Source organism: Pantoea sp. FN0305, assembly GCF_050113845.1.
Lineage (GTDB): Bacteria > Pseudomonadota > Gammaproteobacteria > Enterobacterales > Enterobacteriaceae > Mixta > Mixta alhagi.
This window is the reverse complement of record NZ_JBNJSN010000002.1, coordinates 374232-396738: the sequence shown is the minus strand read 5'-3', so window position 1 is coordinate 396738 and position 22507 is coordinate 374232. Positions and strand designations below refer to the sequence as shown.

At 53.9% G+C, this 22507-nt stretch carries 23 protein-coding genes; 9 read left to right on the top strand and 14 right to left on the bottom strand.

Features of this window, described 5'->3' with window-relative positions; all coding sequences use genetic code 11:
- The 3 genes from artQ to ACQE3Y_RS05960 all read left to right on the top strand — a co-directional run bounded on the left by artQ (window position 1) and on the right by ACQE3Y_RS05960 (window position 2266).
- Window positions 1-717: an arginine ABC transporter permease ArtQ gene (gene artQ / locus ACQE3Y_RS05970; protein WP_085067451.1), complete on the top strand. Its 717-nt coding sequence runs from the start codon at window positions 1-3 to the stop codon at window positions 715-717.
- On the top strand, window positions 717-1385 hold the full coding sequence (gene artM, locus ACQE3Y_RS05965) for an arginine ABC transporter permease ArtM (protein ID WP_426981073.1): 669 nt from the start codon (window positions 717-719) through the stop codon (window positions 1383-1385). The genes artQ and artM overlap by 1 nt, the downstream gene beginning before the upstream one ends.
- A 149-nt stretch (window positions 1386-1534) precedes the next feature.
- A complete protein-coding gene (locus ACQE3Y_RS05960) occupies window positions 1535-2266 on the top strand; it encodes an arginine ABC transporter substrate-binding protein (RefSeq protein WP_426981072.1) in 732 nt (243 codons plus the stop codon).
- Window positions 2267-2345: 79 nt separating this feature from the next.
- Here ACQE3Y_RS05960 and rlmC read toward each other — a convergent pair whose 3' ends face one another.
- The 9 genes from rlmC to nfsA all read right to left on the bottom strand — a co-directional run bounded on the left by rlmC (window position 2346) and on the right by nfsA (window position 10908).
- A complete protein-coding gene (gene rlmC / locus ACQE3Y_RS05955) occupies window positions 2346-3473 on the bottom strand; it encodes a 23S rRNA (uracil(747)-C(5))-methyltransferase RlmC (protein ID WP_426974216.1) in 1128 nt (375 codons plus the stop codon).
- A 59-nt stretch (window positions 3474-3532) separates the two neighbouring features.
- The gene (locus ACQE3Y_RS05950; RefSeq protein ID WP_085067455.1) at window positions 3533-4009 is read right to left on the bottom strand and encodes a YbjO family protein; all 477 of its coding nucleotides are present in this window, start codon (window positions 4007-4009) and stop codon (window positions 3533-3535) included.
- A gap of 121 nt (window positions 4010-4130) precedes the next feature.
- Entirely contained in the window at window positions 4131-4976 is an 846-nt protein-coding gene (gene potI / locus ACQE3Y_RS05945; RefSeq protein WP_085067456.1) for a putrescine ABC transporter permease PotI, read from the bottom strand.
- Entirely contained in the window at window positions 4973-5917 is a 945-nt protein-coding gene (gene potH / locus ACQE3Y_RS05940) for a putrescine ABC transporter permease PotH (RefSeq protein ID WP_426974215.1), read from the bottom strand. The genes potI and potH overlap by 4 nt, the downstream gene beginning before the upstream one ends.
- Window positions 5918-5927: 10 nt before the next feature.
- Window positions 5928-7061 carry a putrescine ABC transporter ATP-binding subunit PotG gene (gene potG / locus ACQE3Y_RS05935; protein WP_250652693.1) on the bottom strand — a complete coding sequence of 378 codons (1134 nt, stop codon included), beginning with the start codon at window positions 7059-7061 and terminating at the stop codon, window positions 5928-5930.
- A 121-nt stretch (window positions 7062-7182) separates the two neighbouring features.
- Complete coding sequence (gene potF, locus ACQE3Y_RS05930; protein ID WP_426981071.1) at window positions 7183-8295, bottom strand: spermidine/putrescine ABC transporter substrate-binding protein PotF; 1113 nt, start codon at window positions 8293-8295, stop codon at window positions 7183-7185.
- Window positions 8296-8684: 389 nt separating this feature from the next.
- On the bottom strand, window positions 8685-9170 hold the full coding sequence (locus tag ACQE3Y_RS05925) for a YbjN domain-containing protein (protein WP_426974213.1): 486 nt from the start codon (window positions 9168-9170) through the stop codon (window positions 8685-8687).
- Between the two features lie 92 nt (window positions 9171-9262).
- Window positions 9263-10165, bottom strand: coding sequence for a 30S ribosomal protein S6--L-glutamate ligase (gene rimK, locus ACQE3Y_RS05920; RefSeq protein ID WP_426981070.1), 903 nt, complete (start codon window positions 10163-10165; stop codon window positions 9263-9265).
- 20 nt (window positions 10166-10185) lie between these two features.
- Window positions 10186-10908 carry an oxygen-insensitive NADPH nitroreductase gene (gene nfsA / locus ACQE3Y_RS05915; protein ID WP_250652234.1) on the bottom strand — a complete coding sequence of 241 codons (723 nt, stop codon included), beginning with the start codon at window positions 10906-10908 and terminating at the stop codon, window positions 10186-10188.
- Between the two features lie 303 nt (window positions 10909-11211).
- Here nfsA and ACQE3Y_RS05910 point away from each other — a divergent pair, with 303 nt between their 5' ends.
- Entirely contained in the window at window positions 11212-11475 is a 264-nt protein-coding gene (locus ACQE3Y_RS05910) for a GrxA family glutaredoxin (RefSeq protein WP_085067463.1), read from the top strand.
- A 56-nt stretch (window positions 11476-11531) separates the two neighbouring features.
- On the opposite strand, the gene ybjM is transcribed toward ACQE3Y_RS05910, so the two are convergent.
- Window positions 11532-11906: an inner membrane protein YbjM gene (gene ybjM / locus ACQE3Y_RS05905; RefSeq protein ID WP_426974211.1), complete on the bottom strand. Its 375-nt coding sequence runs from the start codon at window positions 11904-11906 to the stop codon at window positions 11532-11534.
- Between the two features lie 287 nt (window positions 11907-12193).
- Between ybjM and ACQE3Y_RS05900 the strand changes: the two genes are divergently transcribed.
- The 4 genes from ACQE3Y_RS05900 (at window position 12194) to ACQE3Y_RS05885 (ending at window position 17224) form a co-directional block, all read left to right on the top strand.
- Complete coding sequence (locus ACQE3Y_RS05900; RefSeq protein WP_250652232.1) at window positions 12194-13882, top strand: aspartate:alanine antiporter; 1689 nt, start codon at window positions 12194-12196, stop codon at window positions 13880-13882.
- 201 nt (window positions 13883-14083) lie between these two features.
- Window positions 14084-14821, top strand: a complete 738-nt coding sequence (locus tag ACQE3Y_RS05895; protein WP_426981068.1) for a phosphatase PAP2 family protein — start codon at window positions 14084-14086, stop codon at window positions 14819-14821.
- A gap of 2 nt (window positions 14822-14823) precedes the next feature.
- Window positions 14824-15420, top strand: coding sequence for an undecaprenyl-diphosphate phosphatase (ybjG, locus tag ACQE3Y_RS05890; protein ID WP_426974373.1), 597 nt, complete (start codon window positions 14824-14826; stop codon window positions 15418-15420).
- A 517-nt stretch (window positions 15421-15937) separates the two neighbouring features.
- The gene (locus ACQE3Y_RS05885; protein ID WP_426974209.1) at window positions 15938-17224 is read left to right on the top strand and encodes an HAAAP family serine/threonine permease; all 1287 of its coding nucleotides are present in this window, start codon (window positions 15938-15940) and stop codon (window positions 17222-17224) included.
- Between the two features lie 332 nt (window positions 17225-17556).
- Here ACQE3Y_RS05885 and ACQE3Y_RS05880 read toward each other — a convergent pair whose 3' ends face one another.
- On the bottom strand, window positions 17557-18759 hold the full coding sequence (locus ACQE3Y_RS05880) for a serine hydrolase (protein WP_085067468.1): 1203 nt from the start codon (window positions 18757-18759) through the stop codon (window positions 17557-17559).
- Between the two features lie 253 nt (window positions 18760-19012).
- Between ACQE3Y_RS05880 and ACQE3Y_RS05875 the strand changes: the two genes are divergently transcribed.
- Window positions 19013-19669: an HAD family hydrolase gene (locus tag ACQE3Y_RS05875; RefSeq protein ID WP_426981067.1), complete on the top strand. Its 657-nt coding sequence runs from the start codon at window positions 19013-19015 to the stop codon at window positions 19667-19669.
- A gap of 54 nt (window positions 19670-19723) precedes the next feature.
- Here ACQE3Y_RS05875 and ACQE3Y_RS05870 read toward each other — a convergent pair whose 3' ends face one another.
- The 3 genes from ACQE3Y_RS05870 to ACQE3Y_RS05860 form a co-directional block, all read right to left on the bottom strand.
- Window positions 19724-20839 (bottom strand): PQQ-dependent sugar dehydrogenase, encoded by a 1116-nt coding sequence (locus ACQE3Y_RS05870; protein ID WP_426974207.1) that lies wholly within the window; start codon window positions 20837-20839, stop codon window positions 19724-19726.
- Between the two features lie 179 nt (window positions 20840-21018).
- Window positions 21019-21441 carry a lysozyme inhibitor LprI family protein gene (locus ACQE3Y_RS05865; RefSeq protein ID WP_426981066.1) on the bottom strand — a complete coding sequence of 141 codons (423 nt, stop codon included), beginning with the start codon at window positions 21439-21441 and terminating at the stop codon, window positions 21019-21021.
- Window positions 21442-21471: 30 nt separating this feature from the next.
- Window positions 21472-22440: a Gfo/Idh/MocA family protein gene (locus tag ACQE3Y_RS05860; protein WP_426981065.1), complete on the bottom strand. Its 969-nt coding sequence runs from the start codon at window positions 22438-22440 to the stop codon at window positions 21472-21474.
- Window positions 22441-22507: the final 67 nt, after the last annotated feature.

Here is a 22507-nt window from a genome sequence, read left to right as displayed (position 1 = left end):
ATGAACGAATTCTTTCCTCTTGCAAGCGCCGCCGGGATGACCGTCGGCCTTGCCGTCTGTGCGTTACTGGTGGGCCTGGTGCTGGCGATGCTGTTTGCCGGTTGGGAATCGGTGCGCTGGCGTCCGCTGGCCTGGGCTGGCACGGCGCTGGTGACGCTGATCCGTGGTCTGCCGGAAATTCTGGTGGTGCTGTTTATCTATTTCGGCGCCTCTCAACTGCTGCTGACGCTCTCCGACGGCTTTGTGATTAATCTGGGCCTGGTATCACTGCCGGTACAGATGCAGATCGATAACTTTGACGTTAGCCCTTTCCTGTGCGGCGTGATTGCGCTGTCGTTCCTCTACTCCGCCTACGCTTCGCAAACGCTGCGCGGCGCGCTTAAGGCGGTGCCGGTCGGCCAGTGGGAATCGGGTCAGGCGCTGGGGATGAAAAAATCAGCGATCTTCTTCCGCCTGATTATGCCGCAGATGTGGCGTCACGCCCTGCCTGGGCTGGGTAATCAGTGGCTGGTGCTGCTTAAAGATACTGCGCTGGTTTCGCTGATTAGCGTCAACGATCTGATGCTGCAAACCCGCAGCATCGCGACCCGCACGCAGGAGCCATTCACCTGGTATCTGGTGGCGGCGGCTATTTATCTGATTATTACCCTGCTGAGCCAGGCGGTGCTGAAGCGTATCGAATTACGCACCACACGTTTTGAACGGGGGAACAGCTGATGCTGGCCTATCTTCCAGAACTGCTGAAAGGGCTACAGACCAGCCTGACGCTGACCATCGCTTCGCTGTTGGCGGCGCTGTTCCTTTCTCTGTTGTTTACCATGGTGCTGGCGCTGAAAACGCCGGTGGTAAGCCTGCTGGTGAAGGGGTATATCACGCTGTTTACCGGTACGCCGCTGCTGGTGCAGATCTTTTTGATTTATTACGGCCCAGGCCAATTTCCTGCATTGCAGAAAATTGACTGGCTGTGGCAGCTGCTTTCTGAGCCCTGGCTCTGTGCCCTGCTGGCTCTGTCGTTAAACAGCGCAGCCTATACCACCCAGCTGTTTTACGGTGCGGTACGCGCTATTCCTGCTGGTCAGTGGCAATCCTGTGCTGCGCTCGGCATGACGCGACGCGATACCCTGCGTATTCTGCTGCCCTACGCCTTTAAGCGCGCCCTTTCCTCCTATTCCAACGAGGTCGTGTTGGTATTTAAGAGCACCTCACTGGCTTACACCATTACGCTAATGGAAGTGATGGGCCACGGGCAGCTGCTGTATGGCCGCACCTATGATGTGATGGTCTTTGCCGCCGCCGGTCTGATTTACCTCTGCGTTAACGGTTTGCTCACGTTGCTGATGCGTGTGATTGAACATCGTGCGCTGGCCTTTGAGCGGCGAAACTAACAGCCGATCATCGCGATGCTGGATAAAAAAAGGTGGGGAAACCCACCTTTTAATTATTTATCCACTTATGTTGCATAACAATGCATTAAATGGCATCTTGTTCCTCGCCGCTGGGCACAAAATCATAATGAGAGACAGGAGCATTTGCGATGAAAAAATGGTTACTGGCCGCCGCGCTGGCAGGCATAGCGCTTAACGCAAGCGCAGCGGAAAAAATCCGTTTCGCCTCTTCGGCCACCTATCCGCCGTTTGAGTCCCTGAATAGCGAAAACAAAATCGTCGGCTTCGATATCGATTTGGCGCAGGCGCTCTGCGAAAAAATGAAAGCGGAGTGTACTTTTACCAACAACCCTTTCGATAGCCTGATCCCGGCGTTGAAATTTCGTCGCTATGATGCAGTAATTTCCGGCATGGATATTACGCCAGAGCGCAGCAAGCAGGTCGCCTTTACCCAGCCCTACTATGCCAACTCGGCGGTAGTGATCGCAGAGAAAGGAAAATATGCCGATATCACGGCGCTGAAAGGGAAACGCATCGGTATGGAAAACGGTACCACGCATCAGCGTTATCTTCAGGATAAGCACCCGGAGGTAAAAACCGTGTCCTACGACAGCTATCAGAATGCCATTCTCGATTTGAAGAATGGCCGTCTCGACGGCGTATTTGGTGATACGGCAGTGGTCAATGAGTGGCTGAAAGCGAATCCACAGCTGGGTACCGTTGGCCAGGCCATCACCGATCCGGACTATTTCGGTACCGGCCTGGGTATCGCGGTGCGCCCGGACAACCAGGCGCTGCTGTCCAAACTGAACGCCGCGCTGTCAGAGGCGAAAGCAGACGGCACGCTGCAAAAAATTAACGATAAGTGGTTTGCCCGGTAAGCATAAAATATGCGGATCGGAGAGCTCTTTCCCGTGGGTTCTGCACGCTCCCGGGAGTCGGGAAAGCGTCTCCGATCTGCTACTGACGCCGCTGTAACAGCGTCAGCACTTCGTAATGCGCGGTATGGGGAAACATATCAAACAGCTGTATCCGCCGAATCTGGTAATGTTCAAGACGCGCAATATCCTGTGCCATGCTTTCGGCATTACAGCTGGAATAGAGCAGCCATGAAGGCGCCATGCGGTTCAGATAGAGACACAGCTCAGCGCCAATGCCACGACGCGGCGGATTCACCAGCACCAGCTCCGGCACATCTCCTTCTCCTGTGGCAAAGCGCGTCGAATCCAGCGCCGCGAACTGTACCTTTTCCAGCCCAATCTGCTGCGCTGAACGCTGTGCGCAGGCAATCGCCTCAGCGCTGATCTCAATGCCGGTCAGCTGCATCTCTGGCGTGGCGCAGTGCAGGCCAAAGCCACCCACACCGCAAAAGAGATCCCACATCGACGCGACCTGTAACTCGCAGACCCACTGACGTGCGGTATCATACAGCCGCGCCGCTACGCCGGGGTTGGTCTGAAAGAAGCTGCGTGGTCGAATATAGAGCGGAACATGATTAAGCTGTTCTGCCAATAGCTGATTTTCCGTTAGCGCAATCTCCTCTTCTCCTTCGAGGATCGCCATTGGCACCGGCTGGATATTAGCAGAAATCACCGACAGCTGCGGCAGCTGTTGCTGTAACCACGGCAGCGCCGCGCGCAGCTGTTCCAGCTTGGCGGTCGAACGCAGCACAAAGCGCAGCATCAGCTTGCCATCCAGTGAACTCTCGCTGAGCAACAGAAATTTCAACTCGCCACGGCGGCGCGCCACGTTATAGGGCGTCAGGCCAGCACGCGCAATAAACGGCTTCAACAGCGCAAAAACCGGAGCAAAGCTGGCGGGATAAAGCGGACAGGCGGTTAAATCCACCGGCCCGTCAGGTTGCATAATGCCCAGCACCGGACGCTCCACACTGCCGCTCACGACCATTTTGGCTTTATTGCGAAAGGCCTGCTGTGCGGAATCGACCGGCGGCCGCCAGTCGTCAACGGAAAATGCCTGCAGCAGCGCCTGCAAATGCGTCTGTTTCATCTGCAGCTGCTGAGAATAAGGTGTTGTCAGCCACTGACAGGAACGACAGCGGTCTGCATCGTAAAGTGCGCAATGCATGATTTAGCCTGTAATGTATGGTGGTGCCAGTTGCGGGGCTGGATTGTAGCACCCAGCGCTCAGCGGCGCTGGAAAAATTGCCGACTGCTGGCGGGAAGAAACAGCAGCAGCAGCACCAGCAGATCGGGCGACTTATGCAGAATCAGGCGATGAAAGATCTCTCCATTACTGGCGCCGCTAATACTGAAAATCTCTGGGTAGATCCAGCCTATAGAAGCGGCCCACAAATAGAGCAGCACAACTGCCTGGCTGAGCGCATAGAGCAGGCGACCACGGCGCGAGCCACGCATCAGCGTCAGCGCGCAGCGCAGTTCGATAAAAAACAGCATCTGGCTGGCGACAAAAATCAGCGTGGAGTCCCAGGCCTGGGCACTACGATGAATAAAATCGGCTATGCCGTCATACCCCAGTTCATTAACCAGCAACAGCACGCTAATACAGCGAGTGGCGATAATCGCCTGACCGGCAATCATGACCGGCACCGGTGCCTGCTGCGGGCGAACTGCCGCCTTACCGAATCTGAACACTTCCGACATTCACCGAACTCCTCCCATTGCGACAAGGCGACTAAAACGGCGGAAATCCGCTCCATAAAGAAAACCGGACCGGACTAACCGCCTGTACAGCCTGTTGTTATAGTGGCAAAGGTTTCGGATTTTAGCTACGTTTCGCTTTCTGAATATCCCGCACCCGCTGTTTTTCTTCATGGGCCATAAAGCGCCAGGCGATAAAGCCCACCAGCCCGACCACAAACAAAATCAGCGACGCCAGCGCGTTAATTTCCGGGTTCACCCCGCGCCGCACGGTAGCGAAAATCGCCATCGGCAACGTTGTAGCGCCAGGTCCGGTAACGAAGCTGGCAATCACCAGGTCATCCAGCGATAGCGTAAAGGCCAGCAGCCAGCCGGTCACCAGCGCTGGCGCGATCATCGGTACGGTGATCACGAAAAATACCTTCAGCGGCGTTGCGCCAAGATCCATCGCCGCTTCCTCAATAGAGCGATCCAGCTCGCGCAGACGCGAATTAATCACCACCGCAACGTAAGCGGTACAGAAAGTGACGTGCGCCAGCCAGATGGTAAGCATGCCGCGATCGCTGGGCCAGCCGATTGCATGCCCCATCGCCACAAACAGCAGCAGCAAAGACAGGCCGGTGATCACATCCGGCATTACCAGCGGCGCGGTCAGCATAAAAGCGAAGCCGGTTGAGCCTTTGAAACGACCAAAACGCACGATCACCACCGCCGCGATAGTGCCCAGCACCACGGCCATGGTGGCGCTGAGCGCAGCAATAGTCAGGCTGAGCGTGACCGCGCTAATCATCGCGCTATCCTGAAACAGCACCTGATACCAGTGCAGCGAAAAGCTTTCCCAGACGGTAACCAGCTGCGAACTGTTAAAGGAATAGATCACCAGCAGCAGCATCGGCGCATAGAGGAAGCTGAAGCAGAGCAGCAGGATCACCAGCCGCCACGGAGAGCGAACCGCGGGCAGATTACTCATGCTTTTTCTCCCAGAGTCTTATTTTGATGCTTATGGAACCAGATAATCGGCAGGATCAGGATCAACAAAATAATGACCGCCAATGCCGACGCGACCGGCCAGTCACGGTTATTGAAAAACTCCTGCCACAGGATCCGGCCAATCATGATGCTATCCGGTCCGCCCAGCAGTTCGGGGATCACGTACTCCCCCACCGCCGGAATAAACACCAGCATCGAACCGGCAATGATGCCGTTTTTGGTCAGCGGCACAATCACGCTAAAAAAGGTTTTTAACGGGCGCGCGCCCAGATCGAGCGACGCCTCAACCAGCGAATAGTCGATGCGCGTCAAAGCGGTGTAGATCGGCAGCACCATAAATGGCAGATAGCAGTAAACGATACCGATATAGACTGCGGTATTGGTATAGAGGATCGCCAGCGGATGATCGATCACGCCCAGCCACAGCAAAAAGCGGTTAAGGATACCGTTGCTGTTCAGTAACCCCATCCAGGCATAAACGCGCACCAGGAAGGAGGTCCAGGAGGGCAGCAGCACCAGCAGCAGCAAAATATTGCGCACCGAAGGTTTACTGTGCGCCACCGCCCAGGCCAGCGGATAGCCCACCAGCAGGCAGATTAGCGTGGAGATCGCCGCCACCTTCAGCGACTGCAAATAGGCTTCGATATAGAGCGGATCGTCCGTCAGCTGCAGATAGTTCGCCAGATTAAACACCAGCGTCAGCTGATCGTCCGCCCAGGAGAGCAGCTCGGTGTAGGGCGGGATCGCGCGCGCGATCTCAGCGAAGCTGATTTTCAATACGATCAGAAACGGCAGCAGGAAAAACAGCGTCAGCCAAAGATAAGGCAGCGCGATCGCCAGTTTGCGCCCGTGAGCGGTTTTTAGCCGGGTCAGCGTACGACGCAGGTTGCCGGAATGCGCAGCGGCAGCAGGTTGTTTCATATCGGCTCTCTTATACTGTCAGCACGACGCAGCTGTTGGCGTCCCAGCTAAGGCGCACTTCATCGCCCCAGGTCGGCGCGCCTTCGCGGAAACGATGCGCGTTTTGCAGCTGCGCGCTGATCATCTGTCCGCTATGCAACCGCACATGATAAATCGACAGATCGCCCAGATAGGCGATATGCACCACTTCACCCACGGCAAAGTTGCAACCGTCCGCCGGTACCTGATCGCACAGCATGACCTTTTCCGGACGCAGCGCGATGGAAACCGGGACGTTATCCATCACAGAGACGTCCGAAGCCACTTTCAGCGGATGCACCAGTCCGGGACTGTCGATCACCAGCCCGTCCGTGCGGCGTTCGCGCAGCAGGCCTTCAAACACATTCACGGAGCCAATAAATTCTGCGCTGTAGCGACTGGTGGGATGCTCGTAGATCTCTTCCGGCTCGCCGATTTGCACAAACTTGCCGCGATTCATAATGGCGATACGGCCAGCCATGGTCATCGCTTCTTCCTGGTCGTGCGTTACCATGACGCAGGTAGCGCCGACACGCTCCAGGATATCCACTACTTCAAGCTGCATACGATCGCGCAGCTTTTTATCCAGCGCGCCCATCGGCTCATCCAGCAGCAGCAGCTTCGGTCGTTTTGCCAGGCTACGTGCCAGCGCCACGCGCTGACGCTGGCCGCCGGAAAGCTGGTGTGGTTTGCGTTTGGCGAATTCCTGCATATGCACCAGCGCCAGCATCTCCGCCACGCGCTCGGCGATATCGCTCTTCGACAGCTTGTCCTGCTTTAAACCAAAGGCGATGTTCTGCTCTACCGTCATATGCGGAAAGAGCGCATAGGACTGAAACATCATATTAATGGGGCGCTGATAAGGCGGCACGTGGGAGAGATCCTGACCGTCCAGCAGAATCTGCCCTTGAGTCGGTGCTTCAAATCCCGCCAGCATACGCAGCAGGGTGGATTTACCACAGCCTGATGCGCCAAGCAGCGCAAAAATCTCGCCTTTATAAATGGTCAAACTGACATCGTCTACGGCGTGCTGTCCATCAAATGACTTGGTCAGATTACGGATTTCCAGCAGCGGCGTCAGGGCCTTTGCCGTTTTTTGGGGATGACGGGGGATCGCGTCGTTCACTAACATCTCTCTCCGGCAATTAGCGGAAACTCGCGGCACGCAGCCGCACAAATGAGACAACAGAGGCCGATACCGCGCCTCTGTTGTCGTTAACCTGCGATGATGATTCTTGTTAGTCGAATTACTTACCGCTTTTCACTTTGGTCCATGCACGGGTACGCACACGATCAAGTTTAGGTTCCTGTACTTTCAGCACGAACAGTTTGGACATGGTTTCCGGTCCAGGGAAGATGCCTGGGTTATTGCGTATTTCTTCACTAATCAGCGGCAGCGAGGCCTTGTTACCGTTAGCGTAGAACATCTTGTCGGAAATATGCGCAATCACTTTCGGATCCATGATGTAGTTCAGCCATTGATAGGCGGCATCCAGGTTTTTCGCATTTTTTGGAATCGCCATCATATCAAAGAAGGCCAGCGCGCCCTCTTTCGGAATGCTGTAGGCGATATCAACGCCGTTCTTCGCTTCCACCGCACGCTCTTTCGCCTGCAGAATATCTCCGGCCCAGCCGATCGCCACGCAGGTATTGCCGTTGGCCAGATCGTTAATGTACTGAGAAGAGTGGAAATAACGGATATTGGGTCGCAGCTTTAACAGCAGATCGGTTGCCGCACCTGAATAATCTTTCGCATCGCTGCTGTTGGGATCTTTGCCGAGATAGTTCAGCACGGTAGCGAAAATCTCTTCTGGCGCATCCAGGAAAGAAACGCCGCAGCTTTTCAGCTTCGCAAGATTTTCCGGTTTCAGCACCAGATCCCAGCTGTCAACTGGCGCATCTTTGCCCAGCGCCGCTTTCACTTTTTCGACATTGTAGCCGATACCGGTGGTTGCCCAGAGGTAAGGGATCGCATACTTATTGCCCGGATCGTGCTGCTCAACTTTTTTCAGCAGCTCAGGATCAAGGTTTTTATAATTGGGCAGTTTGCTTTTATCCAGCTCCTGAAACACGCCGGACTGCAGCTGACGCGCCAGGAAGCTGGACGACGGCACCACAACATCATAGCCGGTGCTGCCCGCCATCAGTTTGCCTTCCAGCACTTCGTTGGAATCGAAAACGTCGTAAACCACTTTGATTCCGGTCTGCTTTACAAATCCCGGTACGGTATCCGGCGAAATATAATCTGACCAGTTATAGACATGCAGCGTTTTCTGCTCCGCCATCGTGCCGGCGGAAACCGCCATCAGCGCACCAGCTATCACACCAGACAACCATTTTTTGCTGTGGTTGTTTAACATGTTTTCCTTCCTCCAGAAACGGGGTCAATCTCAACGATGCAGAACAAAAGAAACCGGATGGCTTCCTGCGTGTAAAACAGAGAATGAATCATTATTCACCACAGGCATAACAGGAAAAGCGTATTGCTCAGTGTGGTTTAAGAGACTTCTTATGCAGCCTCGCAAGCATAGCCGCAGCGTGCCCTTCAGGCTATACCTCAGAGTAAAAAACGCCTTTTATCGATTATTTATGCATGTTTCATCTATGTGATACGCCAGACAGGGCATAAACGGCGATAAATATCTGGCATTAAAGGGCAAACTGCAGAATAAAAATGTGAATTGCGCCGCTTGCCCGGTAAGAATATCGGGAAGCGGTACAAAAAGGGAAAGTGGGGTGTGAACAGAACTCAGTGCAGCACCGGCAGGCGGTTTCCGGGAACCACCAGATCGTCTTCTTCAGCCTCGCCGTTTATCAGCAGATTATTGGCGAAGGCTTCCATAATCACCATTGAGATCTGCTCTTCGCTCTGGCGCAGGAAATGCACAAACTGGCCATAGGTAATGCCCGCATTGGTCATTAACGACTGGCAAACAATCAGCTTGGGTAAATTATCGTCCTGAATATCAAGAAAGGCTTTTACGGTTAGCGAGGCGGCATTGATTTGTGAAAGATCGCCTACCAGCGGGATCAGCGCCGTTGGTTTAACCTCGGCGAGGGCGGAGAAAAGAATGACGTTATCTACCAGATCGATCTTGGCATCGAAAACGCCATCAAAATTCTGCATGTGCGGCAAATGTAGCGCCTGACAGGCGTCACATTCAAACCAGGTAATGCTCTGCTGATCCAGCCAACGTCGTAATACGTCTAAGTCTGGAACGACGAGTGAATCCATATGCTACTGCCCTATAATACCGCGATGAAATAAGCGCAATAGCTTACGGAAAAAGCAACCTGAAAACCACGTCCGAGGGTCAAAAAGGCGGGTTACCCGCCGGTTTTCAGACTGAAACCGGGGCGAGCATGTTGCTCTATCCAGTCAATCATCATCGCCGCGATATTCAACCCGGTAGTTTTTTCAATGCCTTCCAGACCCGGCGAGGCATTAACTTCCATTACCAGCGGGCCGCGCCGGGCGCGCAAAATATCCACCCCCGCTACGTCCAGCCCAAGCGTGGCCGCCGCCCTGACCGCAATCTCCCGTTCACGCGGCGTAATTTCGACGCAGCGAGCGCGGCCGCCACGATGTAAATTAGAGCGGAAATCGCCCTCTTTCGCTTCGCGCTCAATGGCTGCCACCACTTCATCGCCGATCACCAGGCAGCGAATATCACGCCCCTGCGCCTCTTTAATAAACTCCTGCACCATAATATGCGCGTTCAGACCGCGAAAGGCGTCAATCACGCTTTCCGCCGCCTGACGCGTTTCTGCCAGCACCACGCCGATGCCCTGGGTCCCCTCTACCAGCTTTACCACCAGCGGCGCGCCGCCCACCATCTCGATCAGATCGTGGGTATCGTCGGGAGAATGGGCGAAACCAGTAACCGGCATATCGATGCCCTGGCGCGCCAGCAGCTGCAGCGAACGCAGCTTGTCGCGCGCCCGGGTAATCGCCACCGATTCATTCAGCGGATAGCTGCCGCACATTTCAAACTGACGCAGCACCGCAGTGCCGTAAAAGGTGGTTGCCGGACCGATACGGGGGATCACCGCATCGTAATGCGGCAGCAGTTCGCCACGGTAGTGCACCGCCGCCGAAGCGGGATTGATATTCATATAACAGGAAAGCGGGTCGATGGTATCAACCTGATGACCGCGCGCCAGCGCGGCCTCGCGCAGCCGCTTACAGGAGTAAAGCGTTGCATCACGGGAAAGGATGGCAATTTTCACCCAGCGGTCTCCGCATCCAGTTATCGCGTTGCCCAACCCTGCTTATGCAGGTAATCCAGAATAAAAGGACGGCTTTCACGCACGATAGTGCGTCGAATATGGTTGCTGAAATTATCGCTGCGTTGATTGCTGTCACGCTGCTGATAGTAAGCCTCCAGCTGACGATCGTACTCATCAAGCTGGTGACGATCCAGCGGCTGATAGCGGTTTTCATGCACCAGCATCGTGGCGGGCATACGCGGTTTCACATCGGGTTCATGCTGCGGCCAACCCAGACACATGCCAAACAGCGGCAGCACATGCTGCGGCAAGCCCAACAACTCTGTGACCTGTTCAATGTTATTACGGATCCCGCCGATATAGACGCCGCCCAGCCCCAGCGACTCGGCGGCCACCATCGCATTCTGGCCCATGATGGCGGTATCAACGCAGCCTAACAATAGCTGCTCCGCCAGGCCCAGCTGCGCCTCGGGACAAATTTGCAGATTGCGCTGGAAATCGGCGCAGAAAACCCAAAACTCCGCCGCCTGCGCCACATATTGCTGACCGCCGCTGAGCGTCACCATCTGTTCCCGTAAGGCTTTATCGGTGATACGGATAATAGAAGAGCACTGTAAAAAGCTGGACGTAGAAGCCGACTGCGCAGCGGCGATAATCGCCTCACGCTGTTCATCGCTAATCGGTTGATCGGTAAAAGCACGAATCGAACGATGCGTACGTAACAGTTCAATAGTCGGCGTCATGTAAATCTCCGGAATTTTTTGATGAAGTATCGTCCCCACTGCAGCCAAAAACGTCAGGCGCCATCGCCTGCTTAGGGCAGCGCATCAGCGCGATGGCGGCGGACACATCAGGACGATACGCTTAAAATAAGCGCACGGGGCTTAATAGTAAAACGTCATTCCCGTTCTGGCGCATAGCCTCTGCACATTGTACCAACAGGCAGAGCCTTCTTTACAATGGTGAAGGTTGCGGTTCATGATGCGTTTACTGAGCTTAAAAGTGTGACATAATTCACACAAAAATGTGACATAAAGGAGATAACGATGCTTGCAGTCATTTTTGGTCGCCCCAGCTGCCCTTACTGTGTGCGTGCAAAAGAACTGGCGGAGAAGTTGACCGCAGAGCGTGACGATTTTAATTTCCGCTACGTTGATATTCAGGCCGAAGGCATTACCAAAGCGGACCTGGAAAAAACCGTGGGCAAACCGGTAGAAACCGTCCCCCAGATTTTTGTTGATCAGCAGCATCTCGGCGGTTTCACTGACTTCAACGCCTGGAGCAAAGCGAACCTGGGCGTCGCACTGTAAATTACAGGCATAAAAAAACCGGCCCGCTACAGAGCGCGTCGGTTTTTTTATGGCGGTTAGCGTGTAATGCGCGAAGCCGCCAGCGTACGCCACAGCATCACCAGCAGCGCACCAAAGCCGCACCAAAAGATGGCGCTGGTCATCCATGCCAGCTCCTGCAGCAGCGGAAAAGGCATAAAGGTGCCGCTGATGCCCATCAGCATGCAGAAGGGCGTTGCGGCTACCGCGGCCATTAAAGCCTGTGCCAGCGGCGTATGACGATTGATCATCGCGGCAATCAGGCCTGGCAACATAAACAGCAGCAGACCGGTTTGCTCAGAGGTTTGCCCTGGCGTCTCTTCAGCGCCGCCATAACGAGTCACGAAAAATGTTGCGCAGTAAAGCGTCATACAAATTACGACGCCCGGCCAACGGACGCTATACAACAGCATAATCTTTCCTCGTTTATTTGTGCGAACCAGGATTGTCAAAATAACTATTCACGCCAAAGGCTGTTAAAAAATTAACGAGTAAAAGTTAATAAATATTTTGTTTTGCTGCGGCTTTCTGCTGGAGGTCTGCTGAATAAATGAATAAAATGAATGCCACTCTATACTTACTCCTGAATACAGCTTTCCAGACGCTAACCTGTCTGGCTTACCATAGCGGCCACAGGAATAAACGTTAGCCTGGAATGCCATGAATTTCAACAAGTTACTGGTAAACAAGAAGTTAATACGTGAATATAAACGTCGCAGATTTGTTAAGTCGGAATGATATATTGTTATTATTCGTTGTGCTGGCTTTAGGACTGTGCCTGGGCAAATTACGTCTGGGGTCAGTGCAACTGGGTAATTCCATTGGTGTTTTAGTGGTTTCACTATTACTGGGCCAGCAGCATTTCTCAATTAATACCGATGCGCTTAGCCTGGGTTTTATGCTTTTTATTTTTTGCGTGGGAGTGGAAGCCGGTCCCAATTTCTTTTCTATTTTTTTCCGCGACGGTAAAAACTATCTGATGCTGGCATTAGTGATGGTGTCCAGCGCCATGCTGTTAGCGCTGGCGCTGGGCAAAGCCTTCGGCTGGGATATTGGCCTGACGGCGGGCATGCTGGCGGGCGCGATGACCTCAACCCCGGTGCTGGTGGGCGCGGGCGATACGCTGCGACAGTCAATGAGCGACAGCCATCTGCTTGACCAGATGCAGGATCACCTCAGTCTTGGCTACGCCCTGACCTACCTGGTTGGCCTGGTCAGTCTGATTTTTGGCGCGCGCTATCTGCCGCGCCTGCAGCATCAGGACCTGCCGACCTGCGCCCAGCAAATCGCGCGTGAGCGCGGTCTGGACACCGACAGCCAGCGCAAAGTTTATCTGCCGGTGATCCGCGCCTATCGCGTAGGTCCGGAGCTGGTCGCCTGGGCGGATGGAAAAAACCTGCGTGAGCTGGGCATTTACCGTCAGACCGGCTGCTATATTGAGCGTATTCGTCGTAACGGTATCCTGGCCAGCCCTGACGGCGATGCGGTGCTGCAGCTGGGCGACGAAATTTCCCTGGTGGGCTATCCCGATGCCCACGCGCGGCTCGACCCCAGCTTCCGTAACGGTAAAGAGGTTTTCGATCGTGACCTGCTGGATATGCGCATCGTAACGGAAGAGATCGTGGTCAAGAATAACAATGCGGTGAACCGACGCCTGAGCCATTTGAAGCTCACCGATCACGGCTGTTTTCTTAACCGTGTTATTCGCAGCCAAATTGAAATGCCGATTGATGAAAGCATTATGCTGAACAAAGGCGACGTGCTACAGGTAAGCGGCGAAGCCCGTCGAGTGAAAAGCCTGGCGGATCGCATCGGCTTTATCTCTATTCACAGTCAGGTCACCGATCTGCTGGCCTTCTGCGCCTTTTTTATTATCGGCCTGATGATTGGCATGGTGAGCTTTCAATTCAGTGCGTTTAGCTTTGGCATTGGCAACGCGGCCGGTCTGCTGTTTGCGGGCATCATGCTGGGTTTTTTACGCGCCAACCACCCTACTTTCGGCTATATCCCGCAGGGCGCGTTAACCATGGTTAAAGAGTTTGGCCTGATGGTATTTATGGCGGGCGTCGGCCTGAGCGCTGGCAGCGGTCTCGGCCACGGGCTGGGCGAAACCGGTCTGCTGATGCTGCTGAGCGGGCTGCTGGTCAGCCTGCTGCCGGTGGTGCTCTGCTACCTGTTTGGTGCCTACGTGCTGCGCATGAACCGCGCGCTGCTGTTCGGAGCGATTATGGGCGCGCGTACCTGCGCCCCGGCGATGGAGATCATCAGCGATACGGCGCGCAGTAATATACCGGCGCTGGGCTATGCCGGCACCTATGCCATCGCCAACGTTTTGCTGACGCTGGCGGGTACGCTTATCGTGATTATCTGGCCGGCGCTGGGTGGTTAAAAAATATTTGAATTCGGCTGCGAACTTCTTTAGCGAGAGACAGTCTGAATAAGTGCCACTGCTTTTCTTTGAAATCCCAAATTGTGGAGCCCGTTAATCAATGATTAGCGGGTTTTTTTATGGCTGTTTCCCTGCCTCTTAATGTTTTCCTAAGCGCCGCTGCGCACTATAGCCTGTCTGTAATGAGCTATGGACACTGTCATGCAACTTTCTTCAAAGTTAAACCAACACGAAACATTACCCCCGATTAGGATTAACGCGCTTTACCCTTTATCCGCACGCTTTTACGCTATCCACGCTGTTTTACTGGCAGTTTTTGGCCTGCTGTTTTTATGGCTCGCTCGTGACGGCACTCTGGACAATGCGCTAGCCGGTTACTGGTTCGATCCACTGACGCAGCGCTTTCCATGGAAAGATAATCGCTGGCTGGATCTTATCAATCACCGGCTGCTGAAGGATATGGTGATCGCGACCGGCGTTACGCTGTTGATCGCCGGGTTGCTGCGTCGCCAGCCTCGCTGGATTCTGGTGGCATTGCTGACAGGTATCGGTCCGCTGGTGGTGGGCGTGCTCAAAGCGACCAGCGCGCATTCGTGTCCGTGGGATCTGGTGATGTTCGGCGGCAAGGCCGTTGCCTGGCCGCTGTTTGGCGTTGTGCCGCCAGATAGCGGGCCTGGCCGCTGTTTTCCGGGTGGTCATGCTTCAAGCGGCTTCAGTTTAATGGCGCTGTTTTTCCTTTACTGGCCGACGCGCCGACGCCTTGCCTGGCTGTGCTGGAGCGGAGCCGTAGTGCTGGGCTTAGTGATGGGTTACGGGCAAATGATGCGCGGCGCGCACTTCCTTACTCATAATTTATGGGCAGGCTGGTGGGTTTGGCTGGCGCAGCTGTTGACTTACGGGTGTGTAACGTACCTGATGAATAAGATGAGGAAGAAATAATGATGGAAGAGTTGAACCGGATGCTGTTTCTCTGGATCAACGCCACGCCGCAGTCAGCGGCCTGGTTACTGGAACTGGCGATCTTTATCGCCAAAGACTTAATCGCTATCGTCCCGCTGCTGATCGCCGTGCTGTGGCTATGGGGGCCGCACCTTGGCATTCGGACATTGGTATTGAAAACCGGTATCGCTCTGCTTTATGCGCTGGCGATCTCCTGGTGCGTGGGACAGCTGTTTCCGCATCCACGTCCTTTCGCCATTGGACTGGGCCATCAATTTCTGTCGCATGCGCCGGATGACTCTTACCCCAGCGACCACGGCACCACCATCTTTACTTTTGCCCTGGCCTTTATCTTTTGGCATCGCATCTGGTCTGGCATGGTGCTGATGGCGATCGGCTTAGCTATCGCCTGGTCACGAATTTATCTGGGCGTACACTGGCCGATGGATATGCTGGGCGGACTGCTGGTAGGCCTGCTGGGCTGCCTGTTCTCGCAACTGGCCTGGCCGTGGTACGGCGAGCCGCTAATGAAATTACTGCATCAGATTTATCGCCTGCTTTTTTCCCTGCCGATCAGAAAAGGCTGGGTGCGCAATTAATTTACCTTCTTTCACAGGCCTGTTTAACAGGCCTTTTTTTATCTCTTTTTATTTATCGCCAGTTGTATCTTTGCCCGTTCTTATTGCGCAAAAGATGCCTTTTCTAATTAAATAGGTTGCGCAAAAGGGATAAATATTAAACAAATGATATTTTAATTGATTGATTTAAATAGAAATAAAATCTTAAGCGCTTAAAAATCGGACAAAAGGAGACGCTATTTGCTACCGCTAAAAAGATAAGAGTTCAGCCTTATCCTCTATGTTTCACAACAAACTTAGACAATTAAATTAAAAATAATTAAACATCCAGCTTATCAAGCCTAATTTATTCTTTGTATTGTGATCGTTATCACCTGATAGCGCTCTGCTGGCACTTTTAACTTATTTAGATGGTGGTAGAGTGTGCCGCGAAAATGGAGAATTCCAATATTCATTCTGTTTGCCGACGGCGGAAATTTCGCAGGATTTAACTGAGCGCTGGCGGTTTTATATTCATACGTTACTCATGGAGATGGTAATGGCTTCACAGCAAACCGCAATCCAGAACGGGCGGACGGCAGCACGCGTTAGCAGCTGGCGTAAAACCGATACCATGTGGATGTTAGGACTGTACGGCACCGCCATTGGCGCGGGTGTCCTCTTTTTACCGATTAATGCCGGCATTGGTGGGCTAATTCCGCTGATCATCATGGCCCTGCTGGCCTTCCCAATGACCTATTATGCGCACCGTGGCCTGTGCCGCTTTGTGCTTTCCGGCAGCAAGCCAGGCGAAGATATCACCGAGGTAGTGGAAGAACATTTCGGCGTAGGCGCCGGTAAAGTCATTACCCTGCTCTACTTCTTCGCGATTTACCCTATCCTGCTGGTCTACAGCGTGGCGATCACCAATACCGTAGAAAGCTTTCTGACCCACCAGCTGCACATGCAGGCACCGCCGCGCGCGCTGCTGGCTCTGCTGCTGATTGTCGGCCTGATGATGATTGTGCGCTTCGGTAAAGAGGCGATTGTGAAAACCATGAGCATGCTGGTATTCCCGTTTGTTGGAGTGCTGATGCTGCTGGCGCTGTGGTTAATCCCTAACTGGAGCACAGCGATTTTCCAGCACGCCTCATTAAGCGGCAGCGGTAGCGGCCTGGGAATGACCTTATGGCTGGCGCTGCCGGTAATGGTTTTCTCTTTTAACCATTCGCCGATCATCTCCGCCTTTGCCGTAGCTAAACGTCAGGAATATGGCGAAGAGGCTGAAGCAAAATGCTCACGCATTCTGGCGCTCAGCCATATGATGATGGTGCTGACGGTAATGTTTTTCGTCTTTAGCTGCGTGCTGTCACTGTCGCCAGCCAACCTGGCGGAAGCCAAAGCGCAAAATATTTCGATTCTTTCCTATCTGGCTAACCACTTTAATACGCCGATGATGGCGTGGATGGCGCCGATTGTGGCTATCGTGGCGATCACCAAATCGTTTCTGGGCCACTATCTTGGCGCGCGCGAAGGCTTCAATGGGTTAATTATCAAAAGCCTGCGCAGTCGCGGCAAAAGCATGGATGAGAAGAAGCTGAACCGCTTTACCGCCCTGTTTATGCTGCTGACCACCTGGCTGGTGGCGACCTGGAACCCCAGCATTCTTGGCATGATTGAAACGCTGGGCGGTCCGATTATTGCGGTCCTGCTGTTCCTGATGCCGATGTACGCTATCAATAAAGTACCGGCGATGCGTCGCTACAGCGGTGCGCTGAGCAATATCTTTGTCACGCTTATTGGCCTGATCTCCATCTCCGCTATCGTCTTTTCCCTTCTGGGTTAATTCGCTACAAGCCAGGCCAGCACACTGCTGGCCTTCCTTATTTTCTACGGCAGTCCAGGCCTCAACTATCTCCGGAACACAAAGCGTGGAAAGTTCAGGCCACAGCTATCGCGAGCACAAGGCGCAGAAAGTCCAGACAGAAGAGTAAAGCGTCCCGCGCCATGGGCGGCGCGGGTCGAGCTGTCAGGGATGACATATTTTGCGTTTTTACGATCGACCTGAACTTTTCACGCAGGCGTCTATCAATCTGGACTTTCCGTGCTGACACCGAAAACTCAGACTTCAAACAGACACAGAACGGCCTGAACTTCTCTCGCCGGCGGCAAACGCGCCTACGAGAACCACTGACCAAACCAGCCGTTCAGCTTCATCATCACAAAATCAAACATCCGGCTAAAAAAACTGCCCTCCTGCACCGGCTCCAGTACCACCAGCGGCCGTTGCGCAATCGTCTTGCCATCCAGCTGGAAATTAATCGTTCCCACCTGCTGATGCTTTTTCAGCGGTGCCTCCAGCTGCGGCGAACTCAGGGTAAAACTGGCTTTCAAATCTTTCATTTGCCCTTTCGGGATAGTCAGGGCAGCATCTTTTGCCACGCCAAGCGCAACCTCATTGCGATCGCCAAACCAGACGCGCTGCTGAGTAAAAGGCGCATCGGCCTTAACCGGCGTGACCGTTTCATAAAAACGGAAGCCCCAGGTCAACAGCTTTTCACTTTCGCGAAAACGGATACTGTCGGTCTCCGCGCCCATAACCACGGAAATCAAACGCATATCCCCTTCGGTAGCCGAGGCCACCAGATTATGGCCTGCGCCTGACGTATGACCGGTTTTAATCCCATCAACATGCAAATTGCTGCTCCACAGCAGACGATTGCGGTTACGCTGGGTAATATTATTGAACGTAAACGACTTCTCTTTATTCAACGCATACTCTTCCGGCACATCACGAATCAGCGCCTGCCCCAGCAACGCCATATCGCGCGCGGTACTGTACTGACCTTCCGCATCCAGCCCGTGAACGGTTTTGAAATGGGTATTTTTCAGCCCCAGCGCGTTAGCATAATTATTCATCAGCCCGACAAAGGCATCCTGACTGCCCGCCACGTAATCCGCCAGCGCAATACTGGCATCGTTACCTGACTGAATCACTATGCCTTTATTCAGCTCCGACACCGGAATCCGGTCGCCGGGCTTGAGAAACATCAGCGACGATCCCTTAAGAACCGGATTACCGGTCGCCCAGGCATCCTGCCCTACGGTAACCATATCGTCGCGGGTAATCTTGCCGCTTTTAAGCGCCTGACCAATCACATAGCTGGACATAATTTTCGTCAGGCTGGCGGGATCGAGACGCTGATCGGCATTGGCCTCCGCCAGCACCTGGCCGCTGGCGTAATCCATCAGTACCCAGGCTTTAGCCTCAACCTGTGGCGCAGCAGGCGCCTGTACGGCATTAACAACAACGGGAAGCAGCAACAACGTGCCGCAGAGCGCCAGCGAACCAACGCCGGCGTGAAGACGCAATTTTTTCATGATGGAATCAGATAACCTGTAAAAAATATCATAAGTTTCATTAGGATATGAAACGCAGCGTCTTACGCTAACCTGTCGGCGCGCTGATTAAAACGGCTGCATCGTAAAGTTTCTTAGAGTTTATTAGATAAACCTTATCCTGTGCCTTAACACAAATCACACAGACCAGGGTTGATTCTGATTTTGCATAAATCAAGTAAGACGATCACAAAATTCCGCTAATCTGATTAAACCCGCTCCGAGGAGAATCACCATGGATTTAGCGCTTTTCGATCTTGATGAAACGCTGATTTGTGCAAACAGCAACAGCCTGTGGATGCGCTGGCTGGCATCGCAAGGCTACGCGCCTGAAAGCTTAATTGTTGAAGAGCAGAGATTAATGGCGCAGTATCGTCAGGGAGAGATCCCGCTGGAAACCTATATGAACAGGACGCTGGCACCGTTAACCGGGATGGCGACGCTAACCGTCAGCGGTTGGGTTCGCCGCTTTATACAGCGTGATATTGTGCCGCGCGTCTACCCCGCCGCCCGTGAACGGCTTGCCTGGCATCAGCAGCGCGGCGACACCATTATGCTGGTCTCCGCCGGAGGCGAGCATCTGTTAACGCCCATAGCGCAGCGGCTTGGGCTACACGGCGCGCTGGCGGTGGGCGTGGAGATTATCAACGATCGCTACAGCGGCCAGCCTTGCAGCACCCTAAACGGGCGAGCAGGCAAAGCGCCTCATTTGGCTGACTGGCGATCGCTGCAACATGAGAAACGTTTTCAGCATACCTGGGCCTACAGCGATTCGATTACCGATCTCCCGCTGCTGGAACAGGCGGATCACGCCTGCGTTATCAACCCTGATATTCAGCTATTGCAGGAAGCGCGGCAGCGCGGCTGGGAAGTCACACACTGGGAAAAATAATCCCGCCAGCCTGACCCGCATGCCACAGGGTCAGGCTGGATCCCGTCTGTTGGCTCAGGGCTGCAAACCCACCTTCAGCAGCTTGCCATTGCTCTCATCGGTCAACACATAGAGATAACCGTCCGGTCCCTGACGCACATCACGGATCCGCTCGCCGCGATCCTGCAACAAACGCTCTTCTTCAATCACCTTGTCGCCATTCAGACTCAGACGAATCAAATTTTTCTCTTTCAGTGCGCCGATAAACAGCGAATTTTTCCAGGGCTGAAAACGTGCGCTATTGTAAAAGGCCATGCCGCTGATGGCGGGTGAATTTTTCCACCAGTAAACCGGCTGTTCTGTACCCGGCGCTTCGCCGCCTTTTGATTCAGGCACCTTATCGCCGCTATAGTCAACGCCCCAGGTAGCCAGCGGCCAGCCATAGTTTTTGCCTTTTCGCGGAATATTGACCTCATCACCGCCGCGAGGGCCATGCTCGCTTTCCCACATCTCCTGCGTCCAGGGGTTAAGCGCCAGCCCCTGTGGATTACGCAGACCATAGGCCCAGATTTCCGGGCGCGCATTGGGCCGCGTAACAAAAGGGTTATCCTGCGGTACCGTACCATCGCCTTTCAGGCGCACCAGCTTGCCGGTGAGCTTATCCAGATCCTGCGCGGTTGCGCTCTGGAAATTATCGCCAAAGGCGATCCACAGATACCCTTCGCGGTCAAAGGCGAGACGGGTGCCAAGGTTAGCACCGCCGGAAAGCCTGGGCTGCTGACGCAGCACTACCCTGAAATCCGCCAGCCGACGCCCGTCTTCGCTCAGCCTGCCGTAGCCAACCACCGCTCCGGCGCGCCCGCTTTTATCCGCTTCGGTATAGCTGAGCCAGACGCGGCGGCTTTGGGCAAAATCGGGCGCCAGCGCCACATCCAGCAGGCCGCCCTGACGCTGATGCCATACCTCCGGCACGCCTTCAACAGGCTGCGACAGCCCTTTTTCCGGCTGCCACAGGCGTAGTGAGCCTGACCGCTCGGTCAACAGAATGGTTTTATTATCGGGTAAAAAAGCCAGTGACCAGGGGTGATCGAGTTTGTCCTGCAGCTGCTGCACCGTAACCTGCGCCGCCAGAGAGGAGGCTGAAAACAGCAGCGCCCCGCTTAATACCAGAGAGATTAATGGACGAGACATCATGCACTCCTTCAGGAATCAGAGAGTAAACTGTGATTATTTTCACGCTTTGGCGCTTAAAAAAGCTAAAAATTCGCCAAAAAGTCAAAGTTAACTAATCTTTTAACTAACGTTAATATTTAGTTTCCCTGGTGTTTGGCCCGTCCTGTTGGCGGGCTTTTTTTTATCCTGCAACGGCTCTATTCCTGCTCTGCGGCTAAATCGGTGCTCACGCGCAATTTATATAAATCGATCGCTTTATCCCGGATCACTTTTAGTTTTAATTCTGCCGCCACCAGCGGCCATACCGTTCCCTGCTGCTGCTGATAATAGGCGGAAATCGCCGCGTTATAGCTGTCGCGATAGTGTAACCAGCTACGCTGCGCTGCGGTTATTTTCTGCCTGACGCTCTGCGGCTGCGCGTTAAGTAATAGCTGATACTGCTTATTCAGCTCACCATCCCACTGCTGAATGGCACTGCTGTAGCACTGCGCATTATCGGCCGTGCTGTTGGCATGCAGCTTACACGCCAACAGCTGCTGATCAATCTCCTCGCCCGGCTCTGCCGCCAGGCCAACCACGGGAAAGGTCAGCGACAGCAGTACTAATGCGGTTAACTTCATTTGATTGCCTCAATCGGTGCCGCAATGTACTCAGGATTCAAAGGGGTAACGGATCCCCCAGCGCTGACGAATCTCCGTCATCAGGGCCACCACATCATTGGTGAGATAGTGCAGCGGATTTACGCCTTCGGCGGCATATTTTTCCAGCGCCAGAATTTCATACTGTAGCGCACGCCCGCTTTGCCCCGCTTCAAGGGTTTGCGTGGTGCCATCCGCCCAGCTTAACTGCGCCTGCTGCGCGCGCGGAAAATCATCAACGGTAATAAAACCATGCTCGCAGGCGATAATGCCGCGCTTCGGCATTTTGGCGCGAAACGCCAGCGAGATGGTGGCCATTTCGTTTTGGCTGTTTTGCAGCAGAATGCCGCACTGTTCGTCAACGCCGGTGCTGAATTTAGCCACTGTGGTAAACAGCTGGTTCGGCTGCTCGCTCAGGAAAAAGCGGGCAAACGAGAGCGCATAGGTGCCGATATCCAGCAACGCGCCGCCTGCCAGCTGCGGATTAAAGAAACGGTTATTGGGATCGGCTTCTTTAACGGTGCCAAAAGAGACCTGAATCATTTTCAGCTTGCCCAGTTTTCCGCTTTCAATCAGCGTTTTTAGCTGATGAAACAGTGGCATATGAAACAGCGTCATCGCCTCGGCTACGATCAGCTTCTTCTCTGCCGCCAGCTGGTTAATCTCACTCAGCTCATCGCTGCTGACGGTTATCGCCTTTTCCACCAGCAGATGCTTGCCCTGCTCCAGCGCCTGCTTCATCCAGCTGAAATGGCTGGCGTGTGGCGTAGAGATATAGACCGCGTCTATTTGCGGATCGGCCAGCATTTGGGGAATATCATCAAATACCCGCTCAATACCGTAGCGTTGCGCAAACGCTTCACCTTTCTCGCGGCTTCTGGTGCCTACCGCATAAATTTGCCTGTCCATTGCGCCCTGAGCGGCGGCAAACTGATGCGCAATGGCGCCCGGTCCAATAATTGCCCATGTTAACGGCTTCATTTTTCCTCTCTTTTTGCTGTCCGAAGGGTAAGTGTAGACAGCGAAAGGCGCGACGGGTGAATTTGCC